Source organism: Streptomyces niveus (genome assembly GCF_001723055.1).
Taxonomy (GTDB): Bacteria; Actinomycetota; Actinomycetes; order Streptomycetales; family Streptomycetaceae; genus Streptomyces; species Streptomyces niveus.
In genome coordinates this window covers 28,007-47,388 of the sequence record NZ_MDCR01000111.1, presented here as the reverse complement: position 1 = coordinate 47,388, position 19,382 = coordinate 28,007, and the positions used below count along the sequence as shown (strand labels likewise).

20 protein-coding genes are annotated in these 19,382 nt (G+C 68.8%); 3 read left to right on the top strand and 17 right to left on the bottom strand.

Annotated features, from left to right (window positions below):
• The 3 genes from BHU15_RS14825 to BHU15_RS14815 form a co-directional block, all read left to right on the top strand.
• Positions 1 to 1,118: sensor histidine kinase (locus BHU15_RS14825; RefSeq protein WP_069627619.1), on the top strand; the 1,118-nt coding region annotated here is incomplete at its 5' end.
• Positions 1,115 to 1,765, top strand: a complete 651-nt coding sequence (locus BHU15_RS14820; protein ID WP_069627618.1) for a response regulator — start codon at positions 1,115 to 1,117, stop codon at positions 1,763 to 1,765. The genes BHU15_RS14825 and BHU15_RS14820, both read left to right, overlap by 4 nt.
• 160 nt (positions 1,766 to 1,925) lie before the next feature.
• Positions 1,926 to 3,788: a glycosyl hydrolase family 18 protein gene (locus tag BHU15_RS14815; protein ID WP_171908370.1), complete on the top strand. Its 1,863-nt coding sequence runs from the start codon at positions 1,926 to 1,928 to the stop codon at positions 3,786 to 3,788.
• A gap of 73 nt (positions 3,789 to 3,861) precedes the next feature.
• Here BHU15_RS14815 and BHU15_RS14810 read toward each other — a convergent pair whose 3' ends face one another.
• From BHU15_RS14810 to BHU15_RS14730, 17 genes are all read right to left on the bottom strand, one after another.
• The gene (locus BHU15_RS14810; protein WP_023538634.1) at positions 3,862 to 4,308 is read right to left on the bottom strand and encodes a DUF2550 domain-containing protein; all 447 of its coding nucleotides are present in this window, start codon (positions 4,306 to 4,308) and stop codon (positions 3,862 to 3,864) included.
• A gap of 134 nt (positions 4,309 to 4,442) precedes the next feature.
• Positions 4,443 to 4,817, bottom strand: coding sequence for a F0F1 ATP synthase subunit epsilon (locus BHU15_RS14805; RefSeq protein ID WP_023538635.1), 375 nt, complete (start codon positions 4,815 to 4,817; stop codon positions 4,443 to 4,445).
• Positions 4,818 to 4,958: 141 nt separating this feature from the next.
• Positions 4,959 to 6,398: a F0F1 ATP synthase subunit beta gene (gene atpD, locus BHU15_RS14800; protein ID WP_023538636.1), complete on the bottom strand. Its 1,440-nt coding sequence runs from the start codon at positions 6,396 to 6,398 to the stop codon at positions 4,959 to 4,961.
• Positions 6,398 to 7,324 carry a F0F1 ATP synthase subunit gamma gene (locus tag BHU15_RS14795; RefSeq protein ID WP_069627616.1) on the bottom strand — a complete coding sequence of 309 codons (927 nt, stop codon included), beginning with the start codon at positions 7,322 to 7,324 and terminating at the stop codon, positions 6,398 to 6,400. Before BHU15_RS14795 ends, atpD begins: the two co-directional genes overlap by 1 nt.
• 20 nt (positions 7,325 to 7,344) lie before the next feature.
• Positions 7,345 to 8,943, bottom strand: a complete 1,599-nt coding sequence (atpA, locus tag BHU15_RS14790) for a F0F1 ATP synthase subunit alpha (protein ID WP_023538638.1) — start codon at positions 8,941 to 8,943, stop codon at positions 7,345 to 7,347.
• 151 nt (positions 8,944 to 9,094) lie between these two features.
• Complete coding sequence (locus BHU15_RS14785; RefSeq protein ID WP_023538639.1) at positions 9,095 to 9,910, bottom strand: F0F1 ATP synthase subunit delta; 816 nt, start codon at positions 9,908 to 9,910, stop codon at positions 9,095 to 9,097.
• Positions 9,907 to 10,461, bottom strand: coding sequence for a F0F1 ATP synthase subunit B (locus BHU15_RS14780; RefSeq protein ID WP_023538640.1), 555 nt, complete (start codon positions 10,459 to 10,461; stop codon positions 9,907 to 9,909). The genes BHU15_RS14785 and BHU15_RS14780 overlap by 4 nt, the downstream gene beginning before the upstream one ends.
• A gap of 41 nt (positions 10,462 to 10,502) precedes the next feature.
• The gene (atpE, locus tag BHU15_RS14775; protein ID WP_031229516.1) at positions 10,503 to 10,757 is read right to left on the bottom strand and encodes an ATP synthase F0 subunit C; all 255 of its coding nucleotides are present in this window, start codon (positions 10,755 to 10,757) and stop codon (positions 10,503 to 10,505) included.
• A 91-nt stretch (positions 10,758 to 10,848) separates the two neighbouring features.
• The gene (atpB, locus tag BHU15_RS14770; protein WP_031229518.1) at positions 10,849 to 11,661 is read right to left on the bottom strand and encodes a F0F1 ATP synthase subunit A; all 813 of its coding nucleotides are present in this window, start codon (positions 11,659 to 11,661) and stop codon (positions 10,849 to 10,851) included.
• 225 nt (positions 11,662 to 11,886) lie between these two features.
• Positions 11,887 to 12,324 (bottom strand): Cg1360 family ATP-synthase-associated protein, encoded by a 438-nt coding sequence (locus BHU15_RS14765; protein ID WP_069627615.1) that lies wholly within the window; start codon positions 12,322 to 12,324, stop codon positions 11,887 to 11,889.
• Positions 12,325 to 12,589: 265 nt separating this feature from the next.
• On the bottom strand, positions 12,590 to 14,005 hold the full coding sequence (locus BHU15_RS14760) for an MraY family glycosyltransferase (RefSeq protein WP_171908369.1): 1,416 nt from the start codon (positions 14,003 to 14,005) through the stop codon (positions 12,590 to 12,592).
• 187 nt (positions 14,006 to 14,192) lie between these two features.
• Complete coding sequence (locus BHU15_RS14755) at positions 14,193 to 14,834, bottom strand: arsenate reductase/protein-tyrosine-phosphatase family protein (protein WP_023538645.1); 642 nt, start codon at positions 14,832 to 14,834, stop codon at positions 14,193 to 14,195.
• A complete protein-coding gene (locus tag BHU15_RS14750) occupies positions 14,831 to 15,478 on the bottom strand; it encodes an L-threonylcarbamoyladenylate synthase (protein ID WP_023538646.1) in 648 nt (215 codons plus the stop codon). The genes BHU15_RS14755 and BHU15_RS14750 overlap by 4 nt, the downstream gene beginning before the upstream one ends.
• Before the next feature lie 55 nt (positions 15,479 to 15,533).
• Complete coding sequence (prmC, locus tag BHU15_RS14745; protein WP_031229521.1) at positions 15,534 to 16,373, bottom strand: peptide chain release factor N(5)-glutamine methyltransferase; 840 nt, start codon at positions 16,371 to 16,373, stop codon at positions 15,534 to 15,536.
• A gap of 132 nt (positions 16,374 to 16,505) precedes the next feature.
• Positions 16,506 to 17,597, bottom strand: coding sequence for a peptide chain release factor 1 (prfA, locus tag BHU15_RS14740; protein WP_069627613.1), 1,092 nt, complete (start codon positions 17,595 to 17,597; stop codon positions 16,506 to 16,508).
• A 125-nt stretch (positions 17,598 to 17,722) separates the two neighbouring features.
• Positions 17,723 to 17,950 (bottom strand): 50S ribosomal protein L31, encoded by a 228-nt coding sequence (gene rpmE / locus BHU15_RS14735; protein ID WP_023538649.1) that lies wholly within the window; start codon positions 17,948 to 17,950, stop codon positions 17,723 to 17,725.
• A gap of 188 nt (positions 17,951 to 18,138) precedes the next feature.
• Entirely contained in the window at positions 18,139 to 19,239 is a 1,101-nt protein-coding gene (locus tag BHU15_RS14730) for an LCP family protein (RefSeq protein WP_069627612.1), read from the bottom strand.
• Between the last annotated feature and the right edge of the window lie 143 nt (positions 19,240 to 19,382).

Sequence of the window (19,382 nt, the reverse complement as noted above, 5' to 3'; positions counted from 1 at the left end):
TGCTCGGGCTGCACACCCAGGGCGGGCGGGGGCTGCCCGGCGCCTGGGTGCTCGTGGCGCTCGTCGCCGTCTCCCTCGCGGAGTTGATCCGCCGGAGCGCGCCCCGCACGGCCCTCCTTGTCGGCACACTGGCGCTGGTCGCCGATCAGTTCACCGTGGGCAGTGTGGCGACGATCGCCATGTTCACGGACATCGTGTACGCGGCGGTGCTGTACGGGAGCCCGTCCGCCGCCCGCCGCATCCCCTGGGGCACGGCGGTGGTCACGGTCACCGTCACCGTCGCCGCCCTGAGCTGGCTCCGCTCGCCCGAGGCGCTGCTGCTCGGGGTGGTCGCCGGCGCGATCAGCATCGCCCCGGCCACCACCGGCGTACTGGTGCGCAACCATCGCGACGCCGCCGAGGCCGCCCGGCTGCGGGCCGAACAGACCGCGCTGCTGGCCGAGATCGACCGTACGCAGGCCGTGATGGCCGAACGCGCGCGGATGGCACGGGAGTTGCACGACATGGTCGCCAACCATCTGTCCGCCATCGCGATCCACTCCACCGCCGCGCTCTCCCTCGACGACGCGCGTACCACGAAGGACGCGCTGGCGGTGATCCGTGAGAACAGCGTCGCCGGGCTGACCGAGATGCGGCGGCTGATCGGGCTGCTCCGGGACGCCGGGGCCGACCAGGAACCGGCCCCGGCGCCGACGCTGCGGGCGCTCGACTCGCTGGTGGAGCGGGCCCGTACCAACGGCGCGTCCAGCGGGCTCACATTCACGCTGGCGGACCGGCGGGACGAGGGGGCGGCGCTGCCCGCGCCGGTGGAGATGGCGGCGTACCGCATCGTCCAGGAGTCGCTGACCAACGCGCTCAAGCACGCGCCACGGGGGCCGGTGACCGTGTCCCTGGACCGCTCACGGCGGGCGCTGTGCGTCGAGGTCGTCAGCCCGTACGGGGAGCGGTCAGGACCCCGGGTGCCGGGGTCCGGCGCCGGGCTGGTCGGAATGCGCGAGCGGGTGGCCCTGCTGGAGGGCGAGTTCGAGGCGGGGCCGGTGACGGACGACGTCGACGGCGGCAGGATCTGGCGGGTACGGGCGGAGCTGCCCGTCGACGAGGGGAACGGCGCGTCATGACGATCCGGGTTCTGGTGGCCGAGGACCAGTCGGCGGTGCGCGCGGGGCTGGTGCTGATCCTGCGCAGCTCGCCGGAGATCGAGGTGGTGGGCGAGGCGGGGGACGGCGAGGAGGCCGTGCGGCTGGCCCGTGAACTGCGCCCGGACCAGGTGCTGATGGACATCCAGATGCCCCGGCTCGACGGGGTGTCGGCGACCCGGCAGGTGGTCGCCGAGAACCTGGCCGACGTCCTCGTACTGACGACGTTCGATCTCGACGAGTACGTCTTCGGGGCGCTGCGCGCCGGCGCGTCCGGGTTCCTGCTGAAGAACACCGAGGCGCGCGACCTGATCGAGGCGGTCCGGACCGTGGCGCGCGGCGAGGGCCTGATCGCGCCGGCCGTGACGCGCCGGCTGATCGCGGAGTTCGCCTCTCCGGCGGCCGGGCGCTCCGCCGGCGCGCCGGACCTCACGGTGCTCGACTCGCTCACGCGGCGCGAGCGCGAGGTGCTGTCGTGTCTGGGCGGCGGGCTGTCGAACGCCGAGATCGCGGTACGGCTGGACATGGCCGAGGCGACGGTCAAAACGCATATGAGCAGGCTGCTGGGCAAGCTGGAGCTGCGCAGCCGGGTGCAAGCGGCGGTCCTGGCGCAGGAGTTGGGGATCTGAACCACCTGGTGCGCCTTTGGTCTGGACCTATTGACGATTGGTCCAGACCTCCTTACTCTCACGCCACTGACTCGTACGCGAGCTGTCGCGGGAGTCGGCTCTCACGGACCACCCCGGACCATCCCCGAACTGCTCCGCACCCACTCCGAGGAGTACCGCCTTGAGCACAGAGACGTCCGTCCGAAGAAGCAGATTCAGATCCAGATCCGTCGCGGCGCTGACCGCACTGCTCCTCCCCCTCGCCGCCATGGTCGGCCTCGCCTCCCCCGCCGAGGCAGCCACATCGGCGACCGCCACGTACACCAAGAAGTCCGACTGGGGCACCGGCTTCGAAGGCTCGTGGACGGTGAAGAACACCGGCACCACGACCCTCAGCTCCTGGACCGTCGAGTGGGACTTCCCCGTCGGCACCGGCGTCGGCTCCGCCTGGGACGCCACCGTCACCAAGAGCGGCACCAACCACTTCACCGCCAAGAACGTCGGCTGGAACGGCACCCTGAACCCGGGCGCCTCCGTCACCTTCGGTTTCAACGGCACCGGTCCCGGCGGCGGCTCCGCCACCGGCTGCAAGCTCAACGGCGCCTCCTGCGACGGCGGCAGCGTCCCCGGCGACACGGCCCCCAGTGCCCCGGGCACCCCCACCGCCAGCGAGATCACCAACACGTCGGCGAAGCTCAGCTGGAGCGCGGCCACCGACGACAAGGGCATCAAGAACTACGACGTCCTGCGGGACGGCGCGAAGATCGCCACGGTCACCGGTACGACGTACACCAACACCGGCCTGACCGCGGGCACCAGCTACTCCTACAGCGTCCAGGCCCGTGACACGGCCGACCAGACCGGCCCGGTCAGCGGCTCGGTCGCCGTCAAGACCACCGGCGGCGGCACGGACCCGGGCACCCCGCCCGGTGACCAGGTCAAGCTCGGCTACTTCACCGAGTGGGGCGTCTACGACCGCAACTACCACGTCAAGAACCTGGTGACGTCCGGCAGCGCGTCCAAGATCACCCACATCAACTACTCGTTCGGCAACGTCCAGGGCGGCAAGTGCACCATCGGTGACGCCTACGCCGCGACGGACAAGGCGTACACCGCCGACCAGGCCGTCGACGGGGTCGCCGACACCTGGGACCAGCCGCTGCGCGGCAACTTCAACCAGCTGCGCAAGCTCAAGGCCGCCAACCCGCACATCAAGGTCCTCTGGTCCTTCGGCGGCTGGACCTGGTCCGGCGGCTTCGGCGACGCGGTGAAGAACCCGGCCGCGTTCGCGCAGTCCTGCTACGACCTGGTCGAGGACCCGCGCTGGGCCGATGTCTTCGACGGCATCGACCTGGACTGGGAGTACCCGAACGCCTGCGGTCTGAGCTGTGACACCAGCGGCCCGGCCGCCATGAAGAACATGATGCAGGCCATGCGCGCCAAGTTCGGTGCCAACTACCTGGTCACCGCGGCCGTCACCGCCGACGCGTCCAGCGGCGGCAAGATCGACGCCACCGACTACGCCGGCGCCTCGCAGTACATGAACTGGCTCAACGTCATGACGTACGACTTCTTCGGCGCCTTCGCCGCGCAGGGCCCCACGGCCCCGCACTCCCCGCTCACCTCGTACCCGGGCATCCCGCAGGCCGGCTTCAACTCCGCCGACGCGATCGCCAAGTACAAGGCGCAGGGCGTCCCGGCGAAGAAGCTGCTGCTCGGCATCGGCTTCTACGGGCGCGGCTGGACCGGCGTCACGCAGGCCACGCCGGGCGGTACGGCGACGGGCGCGGCGCCCGGCACGTATGAGGCGGGCATCGAGGACTACAAGGTCCTGAAGAACACCTGCCCGCCCACCGGCACCGTCGGCGGCACCTCGTACGCCAAGTGCGGCAGCAACTGGTGGAGTTACGACACCCCGGCGACGATCACGTCGAAGATGACCTGGGCCAAGGGCCAGGGTCTGGGCGGCGCGTTCTTCTGGGACTTCACCGGTGACACCGCGAACGGCGAACTCGTCACCGCGATCAGCAACGGTCTGAAGTAACACGATCTGAGCAGCGCACGGCGAGGGGGACGGCGCCCACGGGCACCGTCCCCCTCGTCATGTCATCGGTCACTCAGGCGACGTTCACCCGCTGGCCGGGCGGCGCCGCCTCCAGCCAGGCGAGGAAGCCGGTCAGCGCGTCCTCGCTCATCGCCAGCTCCAGCCGCGTCCCCTTGTGGTCGCAGCCGAGCACGACGGAGTCGGACAGCAGCGCCAGCTCCTCCTCGCCCTCGGGCGCGCGCCGGGCGCGTACCTCGATGGCGGAGCGCTCAAGGCTGCGGCGGGGCCGCGGCGAGTACGAGAACACCCGGAACCAGTTGATCCGGTCGCCGCTGTAGCGGGCCACGCCGTACACCCAGCCCTTGCCGGACGTGTCGGGCTCCTCGGGCACGTTCCACCGCAGCGAACAGTCGAAGGTCCCTCCGGACCGCTGGATCAGCCGTCGGCGCAGCCCGAAGACGAAGAGCCCCACCGCAACCAGTACGACGACCAGTCCGCAGACAAGCAGAGCGAGGACCATCAATACCGACCTCCTCGCCTCATCGAGTAACCCGTACGTACGAACTAAAACAGCTGCCGCATCGCCTCAGCCGCGACACGGTCTGGATGACTCCAGAACGGGCCGCGGCTGAGGGTAATTCCAGGAGCGGTGCGTCAACGCACCGCCACAGCGCGCAGTCGGACATCGGCGCGACGCTCGGCGGCGTCGTCCTCACCCGACTTCGCACGCTCCAGCGCGCGCTCGGCGCGCTGGGCATCGATCTCGTCCGCCAGCTCGGCGATCTCCGCGAGCAGCGAAAGCTTGTTGTCCGCGAACGAGAGGAAACCGCCGTGCACAGCGGCGACGACCGTGCCGCCCTCGCTCGTACGGATGGTCACGGGGCCCGACTCCAGCACACCGAGCAGCGGCTGGTGACCGGGCATGACGCCGATGTCGCCGGACGTGGTGCGCGCGACGACCAGGGTGGCCTCGCCGGACCAGACACTGCGGTCCGCGGCGACCAGCTCGACGTGCAGCTCAGCAGCCAAGGGTGGCTCCTCGGGTCACCACCCGGCTCTGTCGCCGGGTGTTGGTCTTGATTCTATGGGGTTCACGATCGGCGCTTCGGCAGGGGGCGGTACGTGCCCGCCCCCCACCGAACGAACCGGGGACTCAGCGGAGTCGACGGCTCAGGAGACGCCGAGCTCCTTGGCGTTGGCCTTCAGGTCCTCGATACCACCGCACATGAAGAACGCCTGCTCGGGGAAGTGGTCGTAGTCCCCGTCGCAGATCGCGTTGAACGCGGAGATCGACTCGTCGAGCGGCACGTCGGAGCCGTCCAGGCCGGTGAACTGCTTGGCGGCGTGGGTGTTCTGCGACAGGAAGCGCTCGACGCGACGGGCACGGTGGACAACGAGCTTGTCCTCCTCGCCCAGCTCGTCGATACCGAGGATCGCGATGATGTCCTGGAGGTCCTTGTTCTTCTGCAGGATTCCCTTGACGCGGCTGGCCGCGTCGTAGTGCGCCTGCGAGATGTAACGCGGGTCCAGGATGCGGGACGTCGAGTCCAGCGGGTCGACCGCCGGGTAGATGCCCTTCTCCGAGATCGGACGCGACAGCACGGTCGTCGCGTCGAGGTGCGCGAAGGTCGTGGCCGGGGCCGGGTCGGTCAGGTCGTCCGCCGGCACGTAGATCGCCTGCATCGAGGTGATCGAGTGGCCACGGGTCGAGGTGATGCGCTCCTGGAGCACACCCATCTCGTCCGCCAGGGTCGGCTGGTAACCCACCGCGGACGGCATACGGCCGAGCAGCGTGGAGACCTCGGAACCGGCCTGGGTGAAGCGGAAGATGTTGTCGATGAAGAGCAGCACGTCCTGCTTCTGCACATCGCGGAAGTACTCCGCCATGGTCAGGGCGGACAGGGCGACCCGCAGACGGGTGCCCGGCGGCTCGTCCATCTGGCCGAAGACCAGCGCGGTCTTGTCCAGAACGCCCGACTCGGTCATCTCGTCGATGAGGTCGTTGCCCTCACGGGTGCGCTCACCGACACCGGCGAACACGGAAACACCGTCGTGCAGCTTCGCCACACGCATGATCATTTCCTGGATGAGGACCGTCTTGCCGACGCCCGCACCACCGAACAGACCGATCTTGCCGCCCTTGACGTACGGGGTCAGCAGGTCGACGACCTTCAGTCCGGTCTCGAACATCTCGGTCTTCGACTCGAGCTGGTCGAAGGCCGGGGCCTTGCGGTGGATCGGCCAGCGCTCGGTGATCTGAGCGTTGCCCTCCGGGTCGTTCAGGATCTCGCCGAGGGTGTTGAACACCTTGCCCTTGGTGACATCGCCGACGGGCACCGAGATGCCCGAGCCGGTGTCGGTCACCACGGCCTGACGGATCAGACCGTCGGTCGGCTGCATCGAGACGGCGCGGACGACTCCGTCACCCAGGTGCTGGGCGACTTCGAGCGTCAGCGTCTTCTTCTTGCCGTCCTCGGCGGGGTCAGCCACCTCGACGTGCAGTGCGTTGTAGATCTCCGGCATCGCGTCGACGGGGAACTCCACGTCGACGACCGGGCCGATGACCCGGGACACGCGGCCCGTGGCCGTGGCCTCAACAGTGGTCGTCATTACTTTTCACTCCCCGCGGTCGCGTCGGCCAGGGCGCTGGCGCCACCGACGATCTCGCTGATTTCCTGGGTGATTTCGGCCTGGCGGGCCGCGTTGGCAAGCCGGGAGAGGCTCTTGATGAGATCCCCGGCGTTGTCGGTCGCCGACTTCATCGCGCGCCGGGTCGCCGCGTGCTTGGAAGCGGCGGCCTGGAGCAGCGCGTTGTAGATACGGCTCTCGACGTAGCGCGGCAGCAGGGCGTCGAGGACGTCCTCCGCCGACGGCTCGAAGTCGAACAGCGGAAGGATCTCGTGCTTTGCCGCCGAGTCCTCCTCCTCCGCCGCCGAAGCGTCGAGGGAGAGAGGCAGCAGCCGGTTCTGCACCGGCGTCTGCGTCAGCATCGAGACGAACTCGGTGAAGACGATGTGGAGTTCGTCCACGCCGCCCTCGGCCGTCTCCCGCTGGACCGACTCGATCAGCGGTCCGGCGACCTTCTTGGCGTCCGCGTAGGTCGGACTGTCGGTGAAGCCGGTCCACGACTCCGCGACCTCGCGCTCACGGAAACCGTAGTAGGCGACACCCTTGCGGCCGACGATGTACGTGTCGACCTCCTTGCCCTCACTCCTGAGCCGCTCGGTGAGCCGCTCCGCCGCCTTGATGGCGTTGGAGGAGTAGCCGCCGGCCAGTCCGCGGTCGCTCGTGATGAGCAGGACCGCGGCCCGGACCGGAGACTCGACCTCCGTGGTCAGGGGGTGCTTGGTGTTGGATCCGGTCGCCACCGCCGTGACCGCGCGGGTGAGCTCGGTCGCGTACGGCGTGGACGCCGTCACCTGGCGCTGCGCCTTGACGATGCGCGAGGCGGCGATCATCTCCATCGCCTTGGTGATCTTCTTGGTCGCGGTGACGGATTTGATGCGACGCTTGTAGACCCGGAGCTGAGCTCCCATGAGTCAGGTCCCTTCCGTCGTCACTTGGAGACGTTGACGCCGGCCGGGGCGTCGTCGCCCAGAAGCTTGCCGTCCGAGGTCTCGAACTGCTTCTTGAAGGCGGCGATGGCGTCGCTGATGGACTCAAGAGTGTCGTCCGACATCTTCGCGCCCTCGGCGATGCTGGTCAGCAGCTCCTTGCGCTCGCGGCGCAGGTGCTCCAGCAGTTCGCTCTCGAAGCGGCTGATGTCCTCGACCGGGACGTCGTCCATCTTGCCGGTGGTGCCGGCGTAGATGGAGACGACCTGCTCCTCGACCGGGTACGGCGCGTACTGCGGCTGCTTCAGCAGCTCGACCATGCGCTGACCACGCTGGAGCGAGGCCTTCGACGCGGCGTCCAGGTCGGAACCGAAGGCGGCGAACGCCTCCAGCTCGCGGTACTGGGCGAGGTCCACGCGGAGGCGACCCGACACCTGGCGCATGGCCTTGTGCTGGGCGGAGCCGCCGACTCGGGAGACCGAGATACCGACGTTCAGCGCGGGCCGCTGGCCGGCGTTGAACAGGTCGGACTCCAGGAAGCACTGGCCGTCGGTGATGGAGATGACGTTGGTCGGAATGAACGCCGACACGTCGTTCGCCTTGGTCTCGACGATGGGCAGGCCCGTCATCGAACCGGCGCCCATGTCGTCGGAGAGCTTGGCGCAGCGCTCCAGCAGACGCGAGTGCAGGTAGAAGACGTCGCCCGGGTAGGCCTCGCGGCCCGGCGGACGGCGCAGCAGCAGCGACACGGCGCGGTAGGCGTCGGCCTGCTTCGACAGGTCGTCGAAGATGATCAGGACGTGCTTGCCCTGGTACATCCAGTGCTGACCGATGGCCGAACCGGTGTACGGGGCCAGGTACTTGAAGCCCGCCGGGTCGGACGCCGGGGCGGCGACGATCGTCGTGTACTCGAGAGCGCCGGCCTCCTCCAGGGCACCGCGTACGGACGCGATGGTGGAGCCCTTCTGGCCGATGGCGACGTAGATGCAGCGAACCTGCTTGTTCACGTCGCCCGAGCGCCAGTTGTCGCGCTGGTTGATGATGGTGTCGACGGCCAGGGCGGTCTTGCCGGTCTGGCGGTCGCCGATGATCAGCTGACGCTGGCCACGGCCGATCGGCACCATCGAGTCGACGGCCTTGTAGCCGGTCTGCATCGGCTCGTGCACCGACTTACGGACCATGACACCCGGAGCCTGGAGCTCCAGGGCGCGGCGGCCGTCGGTCGCGATCTCGCCGAGACCGTCGATCGGGGTGCCGAGCGGGTCGACGACACGGCCGAGGTAACCCTCGCCGACGCCGACGGAGAGGACCTCGCCGGTACGGGTGACCGACTGTCCCTCCTCGATACCGCTGAACTCACCGAGGACGACCGCGCCGATCTCGCGCTCCTCCAGGTTCAGGGCGAGACCGAGGGTCCCGTCCTCGAACTTCAGCAGTTCGTTCGCCATGGCCGAGGGCAGACCCTCGACCTTCGCGATGCCGTCACCGGCAACGCTGACCGTCCCGACCTCCTCGCGCGAGGCCGCGTCCGGCTTGTACGACTGGACAAAGTTCTCCAGCGCATCCCGGATCTCCTCCGGCCGGATCGTGAGCTCCGCCATCTGGATTCCCTGCTCTCCTTGTTGGGCCCGAAGTTCTATGGGGGTCTGGGGGCGACCCCCAGGAATCTTCTGCAATTTCTGCACGGCCCAACCGGGCCGCAGTTCTGATCTCTGTATGTGTGTCTGTAATCGGGCTATCACGTACCGGCCGTCAGCCGGCCAGCCGCCGTGCCGCCTCGTCGAGACGCTCCGCGACCGTGCCGTCGACAACCTCGTCCCCGACGCGTACCGAGACTCCGCCGAGGACCTCGGGGTCCACGTCGAGGTTCAGATGCATCGGGTGGCCGTACAGCCTGGCCAGGGCCGCGCCGAGGCGCTGCTTCTGGCCGTCGGTGAGGGGGACCGCCGTCGTGACGACCGCCACCATCCGCTCCCGGCGCGCCGCCGCGAGCCGGGACAGGGTCTGGAGACCCGCTTCCAGGCTACGTCCACGGGGCTGGGTGACGAGGCGGACGACCAGACGCTCGGTGCTCGGGTTGGCCCGGCCGCCCAGCAGGCTGGTCAGCAGCGCCGTCTTCGACTGCGCCGACGCCGCCTGGTCGGTCAGCGCGGCCCGCAGGCCGGTGCTGGACTCGACGATCCGGCCGAACCGGAACAGCTCGTCCTCGACGTCGTCGAGGCCACCGGCCCGCTGCGCGGCGGTGAGCTCGGCGAGAGCCGCCAGCTCCTCCACCGCGTCGACCAGGTCACGCGGCTGCGACCAGCGGGACCGGACCATGCCGGTGATCAGGTCGGCACTCTCGCCGCCGACCTGCCCGCCGAGCAGTCCGCCGACCAGGTCGGCCTTGGACTCGCCCGACCGCGCCGGGTCGGTCAGGACCCGGCGCAGCGACACCTCGCGGTGGAGCAGCGCGGTGACGGCGGTCAGCTCATCGGCGAGCTTCGAAGCGTCGACCGAGGTGTTGTCGGTCAGCGCGTCGAGACGCTCGCGTGCGGCGGCCAGCGCCGCGCGGCTCGCGCCATTCATCGGGCCGCCTCGGCCTTCGACGCGCCGTCTTCGAGCTCGTCGAGGAAGCGGTCGATGGTGCGGCTCTGCCGGGCGGTGTCCTCAAGGGACTCACCCACGAGCTTGCCGGCGAGGTCGGTGGCGAGCTTGCCCACGTCCTGGCGCAGCGCCGAGGCCGCGGCCTTGCGGTCGGCCTCGATCTGGGCGTGACCGGCGGCGACGATCTCCTCGCGCTGCCGCTGCCCCTCCGCCTTCATCTCCTGGATGATGGCGGCGCCCTGCTCGGTCGCCTCCTGGCGGAGACGAGCCGCCTCGTGACGCGCTTCGGCGAGCTGTGCCTTGTACTGCTCCAGGACGCTCTGCGCCTCGGTCTTGGCCTCCTCCGCCTTCTCGATGCCGCCTTCGATGGCCTCACGGCGCTGCTCCAGAACCTTGTTGATGTTCGGGAGGAGCTTCTTGGCGAGGAAGCCGAAGACGATGGCGAAGGCGATCAGGCCGATGACGAGCTCGTCAAGGTGCGGGATCAGCGGATTCTGAGGCTCCGCCGCTGCCGCAACATAGAGAGCGTTCACATCAATGCCTTCCGTGAAAGGGGTAGGGCTGTCGGTCCGGCTTACTGGTAGACGAAGCCCATGACGATGCCGATGAGGGCGAGCGCCTCACAGAAGGCGAAACCCATGATCTGGTTGGTGCGGATCAGGCCGGCCGCTTCGGGCTGACGGGCGAGGGCCTGGGTGCCGTTACCGAAGATGATGCCGACGCCGACGCCGGGGCCGATCGCGGCGAGACCGTAGCCGATGGACGCGACGTTGCCGACGACGGTCGTCTTGGCGGAGGCGAGGTTGACCATTTCGAGAGCAGCGGACATGCCGTTACTTCCTTCTCTTTCACGGACCGGGTGGGGGTTGGCCACCGGACGTCTGTTGGTTCTTGTGTTGGCTCTGGATTACGGGCCGGGCTCAGTGGCTCTTGGCGAGCGCGCCCTGGATGTAGCTACAGGCCAGGAGCACGAAGACGTACGCCTGGACGGCCTGGATGAAGAGTTCGAAGATGGTCATGATGAGCACCATCGCGAACGAGGCACCGGCGTAGACGAAGCCCAGTCCGTTCAGCAGGTAGTACGTGGCCAGCGTGAACATCACGATGAGCAGGTGACCCGCGAACATGTTGGCGAACAGTCGGACCGCGTGGGTGAAGGGCCGGATCAGCAGGTTCGAGAAGAACTCGATCACCACGACGAGCGGCAGGACCCAGCCGAGCGACTTGTCGTAGCCGGTGATGTTCTTCCAGCCACCGCCCCATCCGTGCGTCTTGAAGGTCAGGCCGACCCAGAGGATGTAGACGATGATCGCCAGGGCCGCGGGGTACGCGATCAGCGAGGTGACCGGGAACTGGGCGATCGGGATGATCGACCAGAGGTTCATCAGCCAGACGAAGAAGAAGATCGACACCATCAAGGGGACGTACTTCTCACCGTCCTTCTTGCCGATGATCTCGTAGACGATCCCGCGGCGGACGAAGTCGTAACCGGCCTCGCCGATCATCTGGACCTTGCCCGGCACCAGCTTCGGCTTGTTGAAGGCCATCCAGAAGAATCCGACAACCAGGATGGTGCTCAGCAGTGCGAGCAGCATCGGCTTGTTGAATTCGAACCCGCCCACCTCGAAAATGGGCTTGTACATGAACGTATGGAGGCCCGGAGCCGGGAACCCGCAGCCGGAAAAGATATGGCAGCTCGCATCGAAGGCGAGGGTCTGGGGATCAGCACTCACCGCGGGCTCCTTCAGCGTGGCGCATAGGTACGGCAACCTCGTTGTGTCGGCGCGGCACGAAGCCGCGGTTCGGCACTGGACTGGTGTGACAGATGTGGGGGCGGCTCTCAGGCATGGAGCCTCGCGATGGAACAGGCGTCAGCTCGGATGCCCGCGCCCGCAATGCCGCAGTTGGAACCGGACGATAGCAGGATCCCGAACGGGCACTTATCCCGGCCCTACCCTTCACGCCGAGGACCCCGTCTTCTCCGCTTTCCCGGCCGTCGAGGACTCCGGTTCCACGTAGAGGATCTTGGCCTTCATGTACGCGCGGGCCTGCGCGGCGATCCAGACGAGGGTGGCCGCGAGGAGCGTGAAGCCGAAGGCCTTGGGGTTGAACAGCGTGGTGTCCTTGAAGACCGCGAGGAAGACCAGCAGCAACAGCAACTGGGCGGTGTAGAGCATCAGCCCCATCGCCTGGAAGAGATGCGGGAGCGACCTCGCGGTGCGCTGGAGGACGGTGAGCCCGACACCCATGAAGAGAATGACCACCAGCACACCGACAGCGGCTCCCAGAGCGCCCTTGCCACCACTGACCACACCGCTGATCACCGCGGCGATGACGCCGGCGGCGGCGGTGGGTACGGCGGAATTGAGCAGGATCCGGACGTCGTTGGTCGGCATGGCGGCAGCTCCGCTTGCTGGGTGGGGCAGATGGTGTCGTCATGGACGAGCGTAGGCCCGGTCCGAGAGTTGGATTCTCGGGCCAACGGACCGTCGCACTACGGTCCTTCGGCTCTGGCGCCGGGTCTCGTGAACGGTATCACAAACTATTTGATGAGGTCTTTACCATGAACGTGTGCTTACCGTCACACATGAGGCGTAATTCGCGCGCCTGAGCCGGACATCGGGCCGTCTTGTCTGGTAATGGGGGCCGTTGAGGCAATTCTCAGTGCGACGAATCCGCCTTGCGTCGGTCGGGGAAATGAGATCGGCGTCCGATCGCCGTCGCTCCGTTGACGCCCGCCGGGACCGGGGCCGGTCCGTCCGCCGGTACGGCGTCGGCCGTGAGTGAATCGTGAGGCACCTGTGATCCGGCGCCCCGGGGGCTCTCCCGCGGCTCGGGCGCCTCGTGGGCCACGTCCGCCAACTCCCCCTGGCCGCGCCGCCGGCGGCGCCGGTAGCGGGGCGGTACGACGGCCTCGGCCCAGCGCGGGGCGCGCGGTGTGAAGCGGGGCAGCAGCAGGAGCAGCAGGCCCAGGGCGCTCAGTACGACGACCGCGAAGACGATCCACATCGTGGACATGGTGGACGAGGAGTGGACCGAGTACAGCACCACACCGAAGGCGATCAGCGCCGACCAGAAGTACATGATCAGCACGGCCCTGCTGTGCGAGTGCCCGATCTCCAGCAGCCGGTGGTGGAGATGGCCGCGGTCGGCGGCGAACGGCGACTGGCCGTTCCAGGTACGGCGCACGATCGCCAGGACCAGGTCGGCGACCGGGATCGCGATGATCGTCAACGGCAGCAGCAGCGGGATGAAGACCGGCAGCGCGGCGTGCGTCGCCTCACGCGTCGAGCCGTCCGCGTAGATCTTCAGGGCGTCCGGATCGACCTGCCCCGTCACGGAGATGGCGCCCGTCGCGAGGACCAGACCGATCAGCATCGAGCCCGAGTCGCCCATGAAGATCCGCGCCGGATGCATGTTGTGCGGCAGGAAGCCGATGCCCATGCCCATCAGGATCGCGGCGAACAGGGTCGCGGGGGCGGCGGCCTCGATGCCGTAGCCGTACCAGATGCGGTACGCGTAGAGGAAGAACGCCGCCGCGGCGATGCAGACCATGCCGGAGGCCAGGCCGTCGAGCCCGTCGACGAAGTTGACCGCGTTGATGGTGATCACGACGAGCGCGACGGTCAGCAGCGTGCCCTGCCAGGAGGTCAGCGCGACGGTGCCGACGCCGGGCACCGGGATCCACAGGATCGTCAGACCCTGCATCACCATCACGCCGGCGGCGATCATCTGGCCGCCGAGCTTGATCAGGGCGTCGATCTCGAACTTGTCGTCCAGGACACCGATCAGCCAGATCAGGGCGGCCCCGGAGAGCAGCGCGCGGGGCTCGTTGGACTGCTCGAAGACCCCGCTGAGGTTCTGCAGGTTGCTCGCGACCAGCAGTCCGGCGCACAGGCCGAAGAACATCGCGATACCGCCGAGACGCGGTGTCGGTTCGCGGTGGACGTCGCGGGCGCGGATCGCGGGCATCGCGCCGATCGCGATGGCGAACTTCCGCACCGGACCGGTCAGCAAATAAGTCACCGCGGCCGTCACGCAGAGCGTCAGCAGGTAATCACGCACAGGCTGCCCCACAGGAATCGCCGACCATCTGAGCCACACACACTAACGCGGGGAAGGACGGCTGTTGGAATGCGCGTTGCCACATGAGGTAAGGACATACACGGCGGCGCGATGGTTGCACAAACTCGTCACACCCTATGCCCCGCCGCGTTTCTCACCGTACGTCGCCGCAGGTCGACGGTGTGCGAGCGGCCCGCTGTCAGTGCCGGGTCGGTACGCCCGTGAGCGCCGTCACCACCGGGTCCAGCGCCTGGTGGATCTCGTCGCCGATGGACCGGAAGAAAGTGATCGGGGCGCCGTACGGGTCGTAGACCTCGTCCGCCTCCGCGTTCGGGGCGAGCAGCCATCCGCGCAGCGCGGCGGCGGCACGCACCAGCGCACGGGCCCGCTCGACCACACCCTCGTCGAGGGGGTCGGGCAGCGTCGCGGGGTCTATGGCCCGTACGAGACGCGTGAACTCCTTCAGCGTGAAGGTCCGCAGCCCCGCCGAGTGCCCCATCGAGATGACCTGCGCCCGGTGGTCACGCGTCGCGGTGAGCACCAGATCGGCGCGGATGACGTGCTCGTCCAGCAGTTCCCGCCCGACGAAGCCGGACGGGTCCGCGCCGAAATCCGCCAGGACGGCCTCCGCGTTGGCCTCCATCGAAGCCCCCTCGTGCCCCCAGGTGCCCGCGCTCTCCACGATGAGCCCGCCCGTCAGGCGCTCGCCGAGGCGGTCGCTGAGGGCATGGCGGTTCAGCCGCTCGGTGATGGGCGAGCGGCACACGTTGCCGGTACTGACGTGGAGGATGCGGAAGGTGTCGGGGAGTCCCGCTATGCCACGCCCCTCAGGGGCGGTCAATTGGCCACCTCGAGGTCGGGTACGACCTTGCGCAGCTCGTCGGCGTCGACGGCGCCCGCGCGCAGCAGCAGCGGGACCTTGCCGGTCACGTCCACGATCGACGACGGGACGATGCCGGGGGTCTTCCCGCCGTCGAGGTAGACCGAGACGGCGTCCGCCAGCATCTCCTGCGCCGCGTCACAGTCCTCCGGCGCGGGGTGTCCGGTCAGGTTGGCGGAGGAGACGGCCATCGGGCCGACCTCGGTCAGCAGCTCGATCGCGACGGGGTGCAGCGGCATCCGGATCGCGACGGTGCCGCGAGTGTCACCGAGGTCCCACTGGAGCGAGGGCTGGTGCTTGGCGACGAGCGTGAGGGCGCCGGGCCAGAAGGCGTCGACGAGCTCCCAGGCCTGCTCCGAGAAGTCCGTGACCAGGCCGTGCAGGGTGTTCGGGGAGCCGATGAGCACGGGCGTGGGCATGTTACGGCCCCGGCCCTTGGCGTCGAGGAGGTCGGCGACGGCCTCGGAGCTGAACGCGTCGGCGCCGAGCCCGTAGACGGTGTCGGTGGGCAGGACGACGAGCTCGCCGCGACGGACGGCGGACGCGGCTTCACGCAGACCGGTCGTACGGTCGGTCGCGTCGTTGCAGTCGTATCGCCGTGCCATATCTAACGATCCCCTCTGGATGTGTTGCGGTGTACGGGACTACTCGTGGTGGCCCTCACGGCAGTGCCTTGCGGGCCGTCGCGAAGCGGGGGCGTTTGTTCAGGTCCGGGTGGTCCGCCGCGTCCGCCCAGCCGGCCTCCTCGCTGAAGATCCACGGGACCTGGCCGCCCTGGGTGTCCGCGTGCTCGACGACGACGAGGCCGCCGGGCCGCAGCAGCCGGTGCGCGGTGCGTTCGATGCCGCGGATCGTGTCGAGGCCGTCCTCGCCCGAGAAGAGCGCCATCTGCGGGTCGTGGTCACGGGCCTCGGGCGCCACGTACTCCCACTCGGTGAGCGGGATGTACGGCGGGTTGGAGATCACCAGGTCGACCTGGCCGTCGAAGTCCGGGAGGGCCGTCAGAGCGTCTCCGCGGTGCACGGTGACCCTGGACCCCTCGGCGTTCCTCCGCGTCCAGGTGAGGGCGTCCTCGGACAGCTCCACGGCGTGCACACGCGAGCGCGGCACCTCCTGGGCCATGGCGAGCGCGATGGCGCCCGATCCCGAGCAGAGATCGACGATCAGCGGCTCCACGACATCCATCGCGCGGACCGCGTCTATGGCCCAGCCGACGACGGACTCGGTCTCCGGCCTGGGCACGAACACCCCTGGCCCGACCTGGAGTTCCAGATAGCGGAAGAACACGCGCCCGGTGATGTGCTGGAGCGGCTCGCGGGCCTCGCGGCGCGCGACGGTCTCCCAGTAGCGGGCGTCGAACTCCTCGTCCACGACGCTGTGCAGCTCTCCGCGCTTGACGCCGTGCACGAACGCGGCGAGTTCCTCCGCGTCGAACCGCGGCGACGGCACGCCCGCGTCGGCCAGCCGCTGGGTGGCCTGGGCCACCTCGGCAAGCAGCAGACTGCGGGGGGCGGGCCCGCGGCGGAGCCGCTGGGGGTCGCTGGGCCCCCCAGAAGGTGGCTGCACGCTGGTTCCTCCTGAGACGTAGACGGGGAGGGGGACGTGATCGGGTACGGGCGGGGCGGAGGCGCGTCAGGCGGCTGCGAGCTTCGCCGCCGAGTCGGCGTCGACGCAGGCCTGGATCACTGCCGCCAGCTCACCGTCGAGCACCTGGTCCAAGTTGTACGCCTTGAAGCCGACGCGGTGGTCCGAGATCCGGTTTTCCGGGAAGTTGTACGTACGGATCTTCTCGGACCGGTCGACGGTACGCACCTGGCTGCGCCGGACGTCCGCCGCGTTCTTCTCCGCCTCCTCCTGTGCCGCGGCGAGCAGCCGCGAGCGCAGGATACGCATGGCCTGCTCCTTGTTCTGGAGCTGGCTCTTCTCGTTCTGGCAGGAGGCGACGACGCCGGTGGGCAGATGCGTGATCCGGACGGCGGAGTCGGTCGTGTTGACGGACTGGCCGCCGGGGCCCGACGAGCGGTAGACGTCGATCCGCAGGTCGTTGGCGAGGATCTCCACCTCGACCTCCTCCGCCTCCGGCGTCACGAGGACACCGGCCGCCGAGGTGTGGATCCGGCCCTGCGACTCGGTGGAGGGCACGCGCTGCACGCGGTGCACCCCGCCCTCGTACTTCAGCCGCGCCCAGACGCCCTGTCCGGGCTCGGTGGCCCCGTTGCCGCCCTTGGTCTTCACGGCGACCTGGACGTCCTTGTAGCCGCCCAGCTCGGACTCGGTGGCGTCGATGATCTCGGTCTTCCAGCCGACGCGCTCCGCGTAGCGCAGATACATCCGCAGGAGGTCGCCGGCGAAGAGCGCCGACTCGTCGCCGCCCGCGCCCGCCTTGATCTCCAGGATGACGTCCTTGTCGTCGCTGGGGTCGCGCGGGACGAGCAGCAGACGCAGCTTCTCGGTCAGTTCCTCGCGCTGCTTCTCCAGCAGCTTGACCTCGGCGGCGAACTCGCCCGCCGACGGGTCGGTGGGGTCCGCCGCGAACTCACGGGCCGTCTCGATGTCGTCGCCGGTCTGCTTCCAGGCGCGGAACGTCCCGATGATCGGGGTGAGTTCGGCGTACCGCTTGTTCAGCTTGCGGGCGTGCGCCTGGTCCGAGTGGACCGACGGGTCGGCGAGCTTCTTCTCCAGGTCGGCGTGCTCGCCGACCAGTTCCTCGACCGCCTCGAACATTCGGGGGCTCCTGGGTTGCGTACGGAAGTGCTGCGCGAAGGTGCTTGGGAAGGTGCTGCGGGACGGCAAAGCGCCGGTCCCGACGCCCCAGGGCTGGGGCGCCGAGAACCGGCGCAGTTGGCTCGCTACTTGTTGGCGGAGCCGGCGGCAGCCTTGCCGAAGCGGGCCTCGAAGCGGGCCACACGGCCACCGGTGTCGAGGATCTTCTGCTTGCCCGTGTAGAACGGGTGGCACTCGGAGCAGATTTCGGCACGGACGGAGCCCGATTCGATCGTGCTGCGAGTGGTGAACGACGCACCACAGGTACAGCTGACCTGGGTCTCGACGTACGTGGGGTGGATGTCGCGCTTCAAGGTGTCTCCTAGGGAACATCCTCGCCAGGCGAGGAAGGCGCCGGGTCGCACGCGCGGATGCTCGTACGTGAACCGGGGCCGACGATCCAGTCTGCCAGGACCGGCCGTATCTCCAAAACCGGGGTGGCCGCGGATCTATTCCGCCGCCACGGGGCGCGTCCGCCCGGCCACGGACTGCTCGTCCGCGCTCATCCGCCGGTGACCACGTCGGCCGCGCCGCCCTTGTCACCGGCGGAGTCCTCGGTCGCCGACGCCGGGATCGGCTTGTCCGCCCGCAGCGCGTCCCACACCTGCTGGGACGCCTTCTCCAGCGGTACGACGCGGTTCGGGTCCGCCGGGTCGTACTGGACGGGGAGCGTGATCATGTTGACGTCCGAGGCCCCGAGGCTCTTGAGGCCGCCGGCGAAGCTGACGAGTTCCCTGACCGAGTCGAGCTCGGAGTCGGGGGTGATCGCGCGGGTCGCGGTGTCGCCGATCGCGTACAGCTTCTTGGGGCTGCTGAGCAGGCCGATCTCCTTGACCTGGTTGATCAGGGCCTTGATGAAGGCCTGCTGGAGCTGGATCCGGCCGAGGTCGCTGCCGTCGCCGACGCTGTGGCGGGTGCGGACGAGGCCGAGCGCCTGCTCGCCGTTCAGCGTGTGGGGGCCGGGTTCGAGCTTCAGATGGCTGTCGGGGTCGTCGATCGCCTCCTTGGTGGTGATCCTCACCCCGCCGAGATCGTCGATGAGCTGCTTGAACCCGGTGAAGTCGACCTCGATGTAGTGGTCCATGCGGATGCCGGACATCTTCTCGACGGTCTTCACCGCGCAGGCCGGGCCGCCGACCTCGTACGCCGTGTTGAACATGGCCCGCCGGGCGCCCGCGGCGGTGCCGTTGTCGGTCTCGCAGTCGGGGCGCTCGACGAGCGTGTCCCTCGGTACGGAGACGACGCTGGCGCTCTTGTGGCCCTCGTCGACGTGCACGATCATCGCGGTGTCGGAGCGGGCTCCGCCCTGGTCGGCGCCGTACTCGGAGTTGGCGCCGGAGCGCGAGTCGGAGCCGAGTACGAGGATGTCCATCGAGCCGTTGTCGACGTCCACGGGGCGGTCGGTGCCGAGTCTGGCGTTGATGTCGACGCCCTGGATGTTGCCGTTGAGCTTGAAGTACACGTAGCCGAGACCGGATCCGCCGACCAGGACCAGTGCGGCGGCCGACCAGGCCGCCAGGGTCGTGGCGCGTCGGCGCGTGCTGGGCTTCTTGCGGCGCGATCCGGTCGCCCGTATTCGGCCGCCCCTGCTCTGCTCGCTCATGTGCTCCTCGGCTCTCGTCGGCCTCGTCGGCTCCCGCGGCGCTTACGTGGCACGGTTCGTCCGTCGTTCAGACGCACGGGGAAGCTGGCAGGGTTGCACAACAAGCTGTGGCCCCCGCCGGGGCGGGGGCCACAGAGACATAC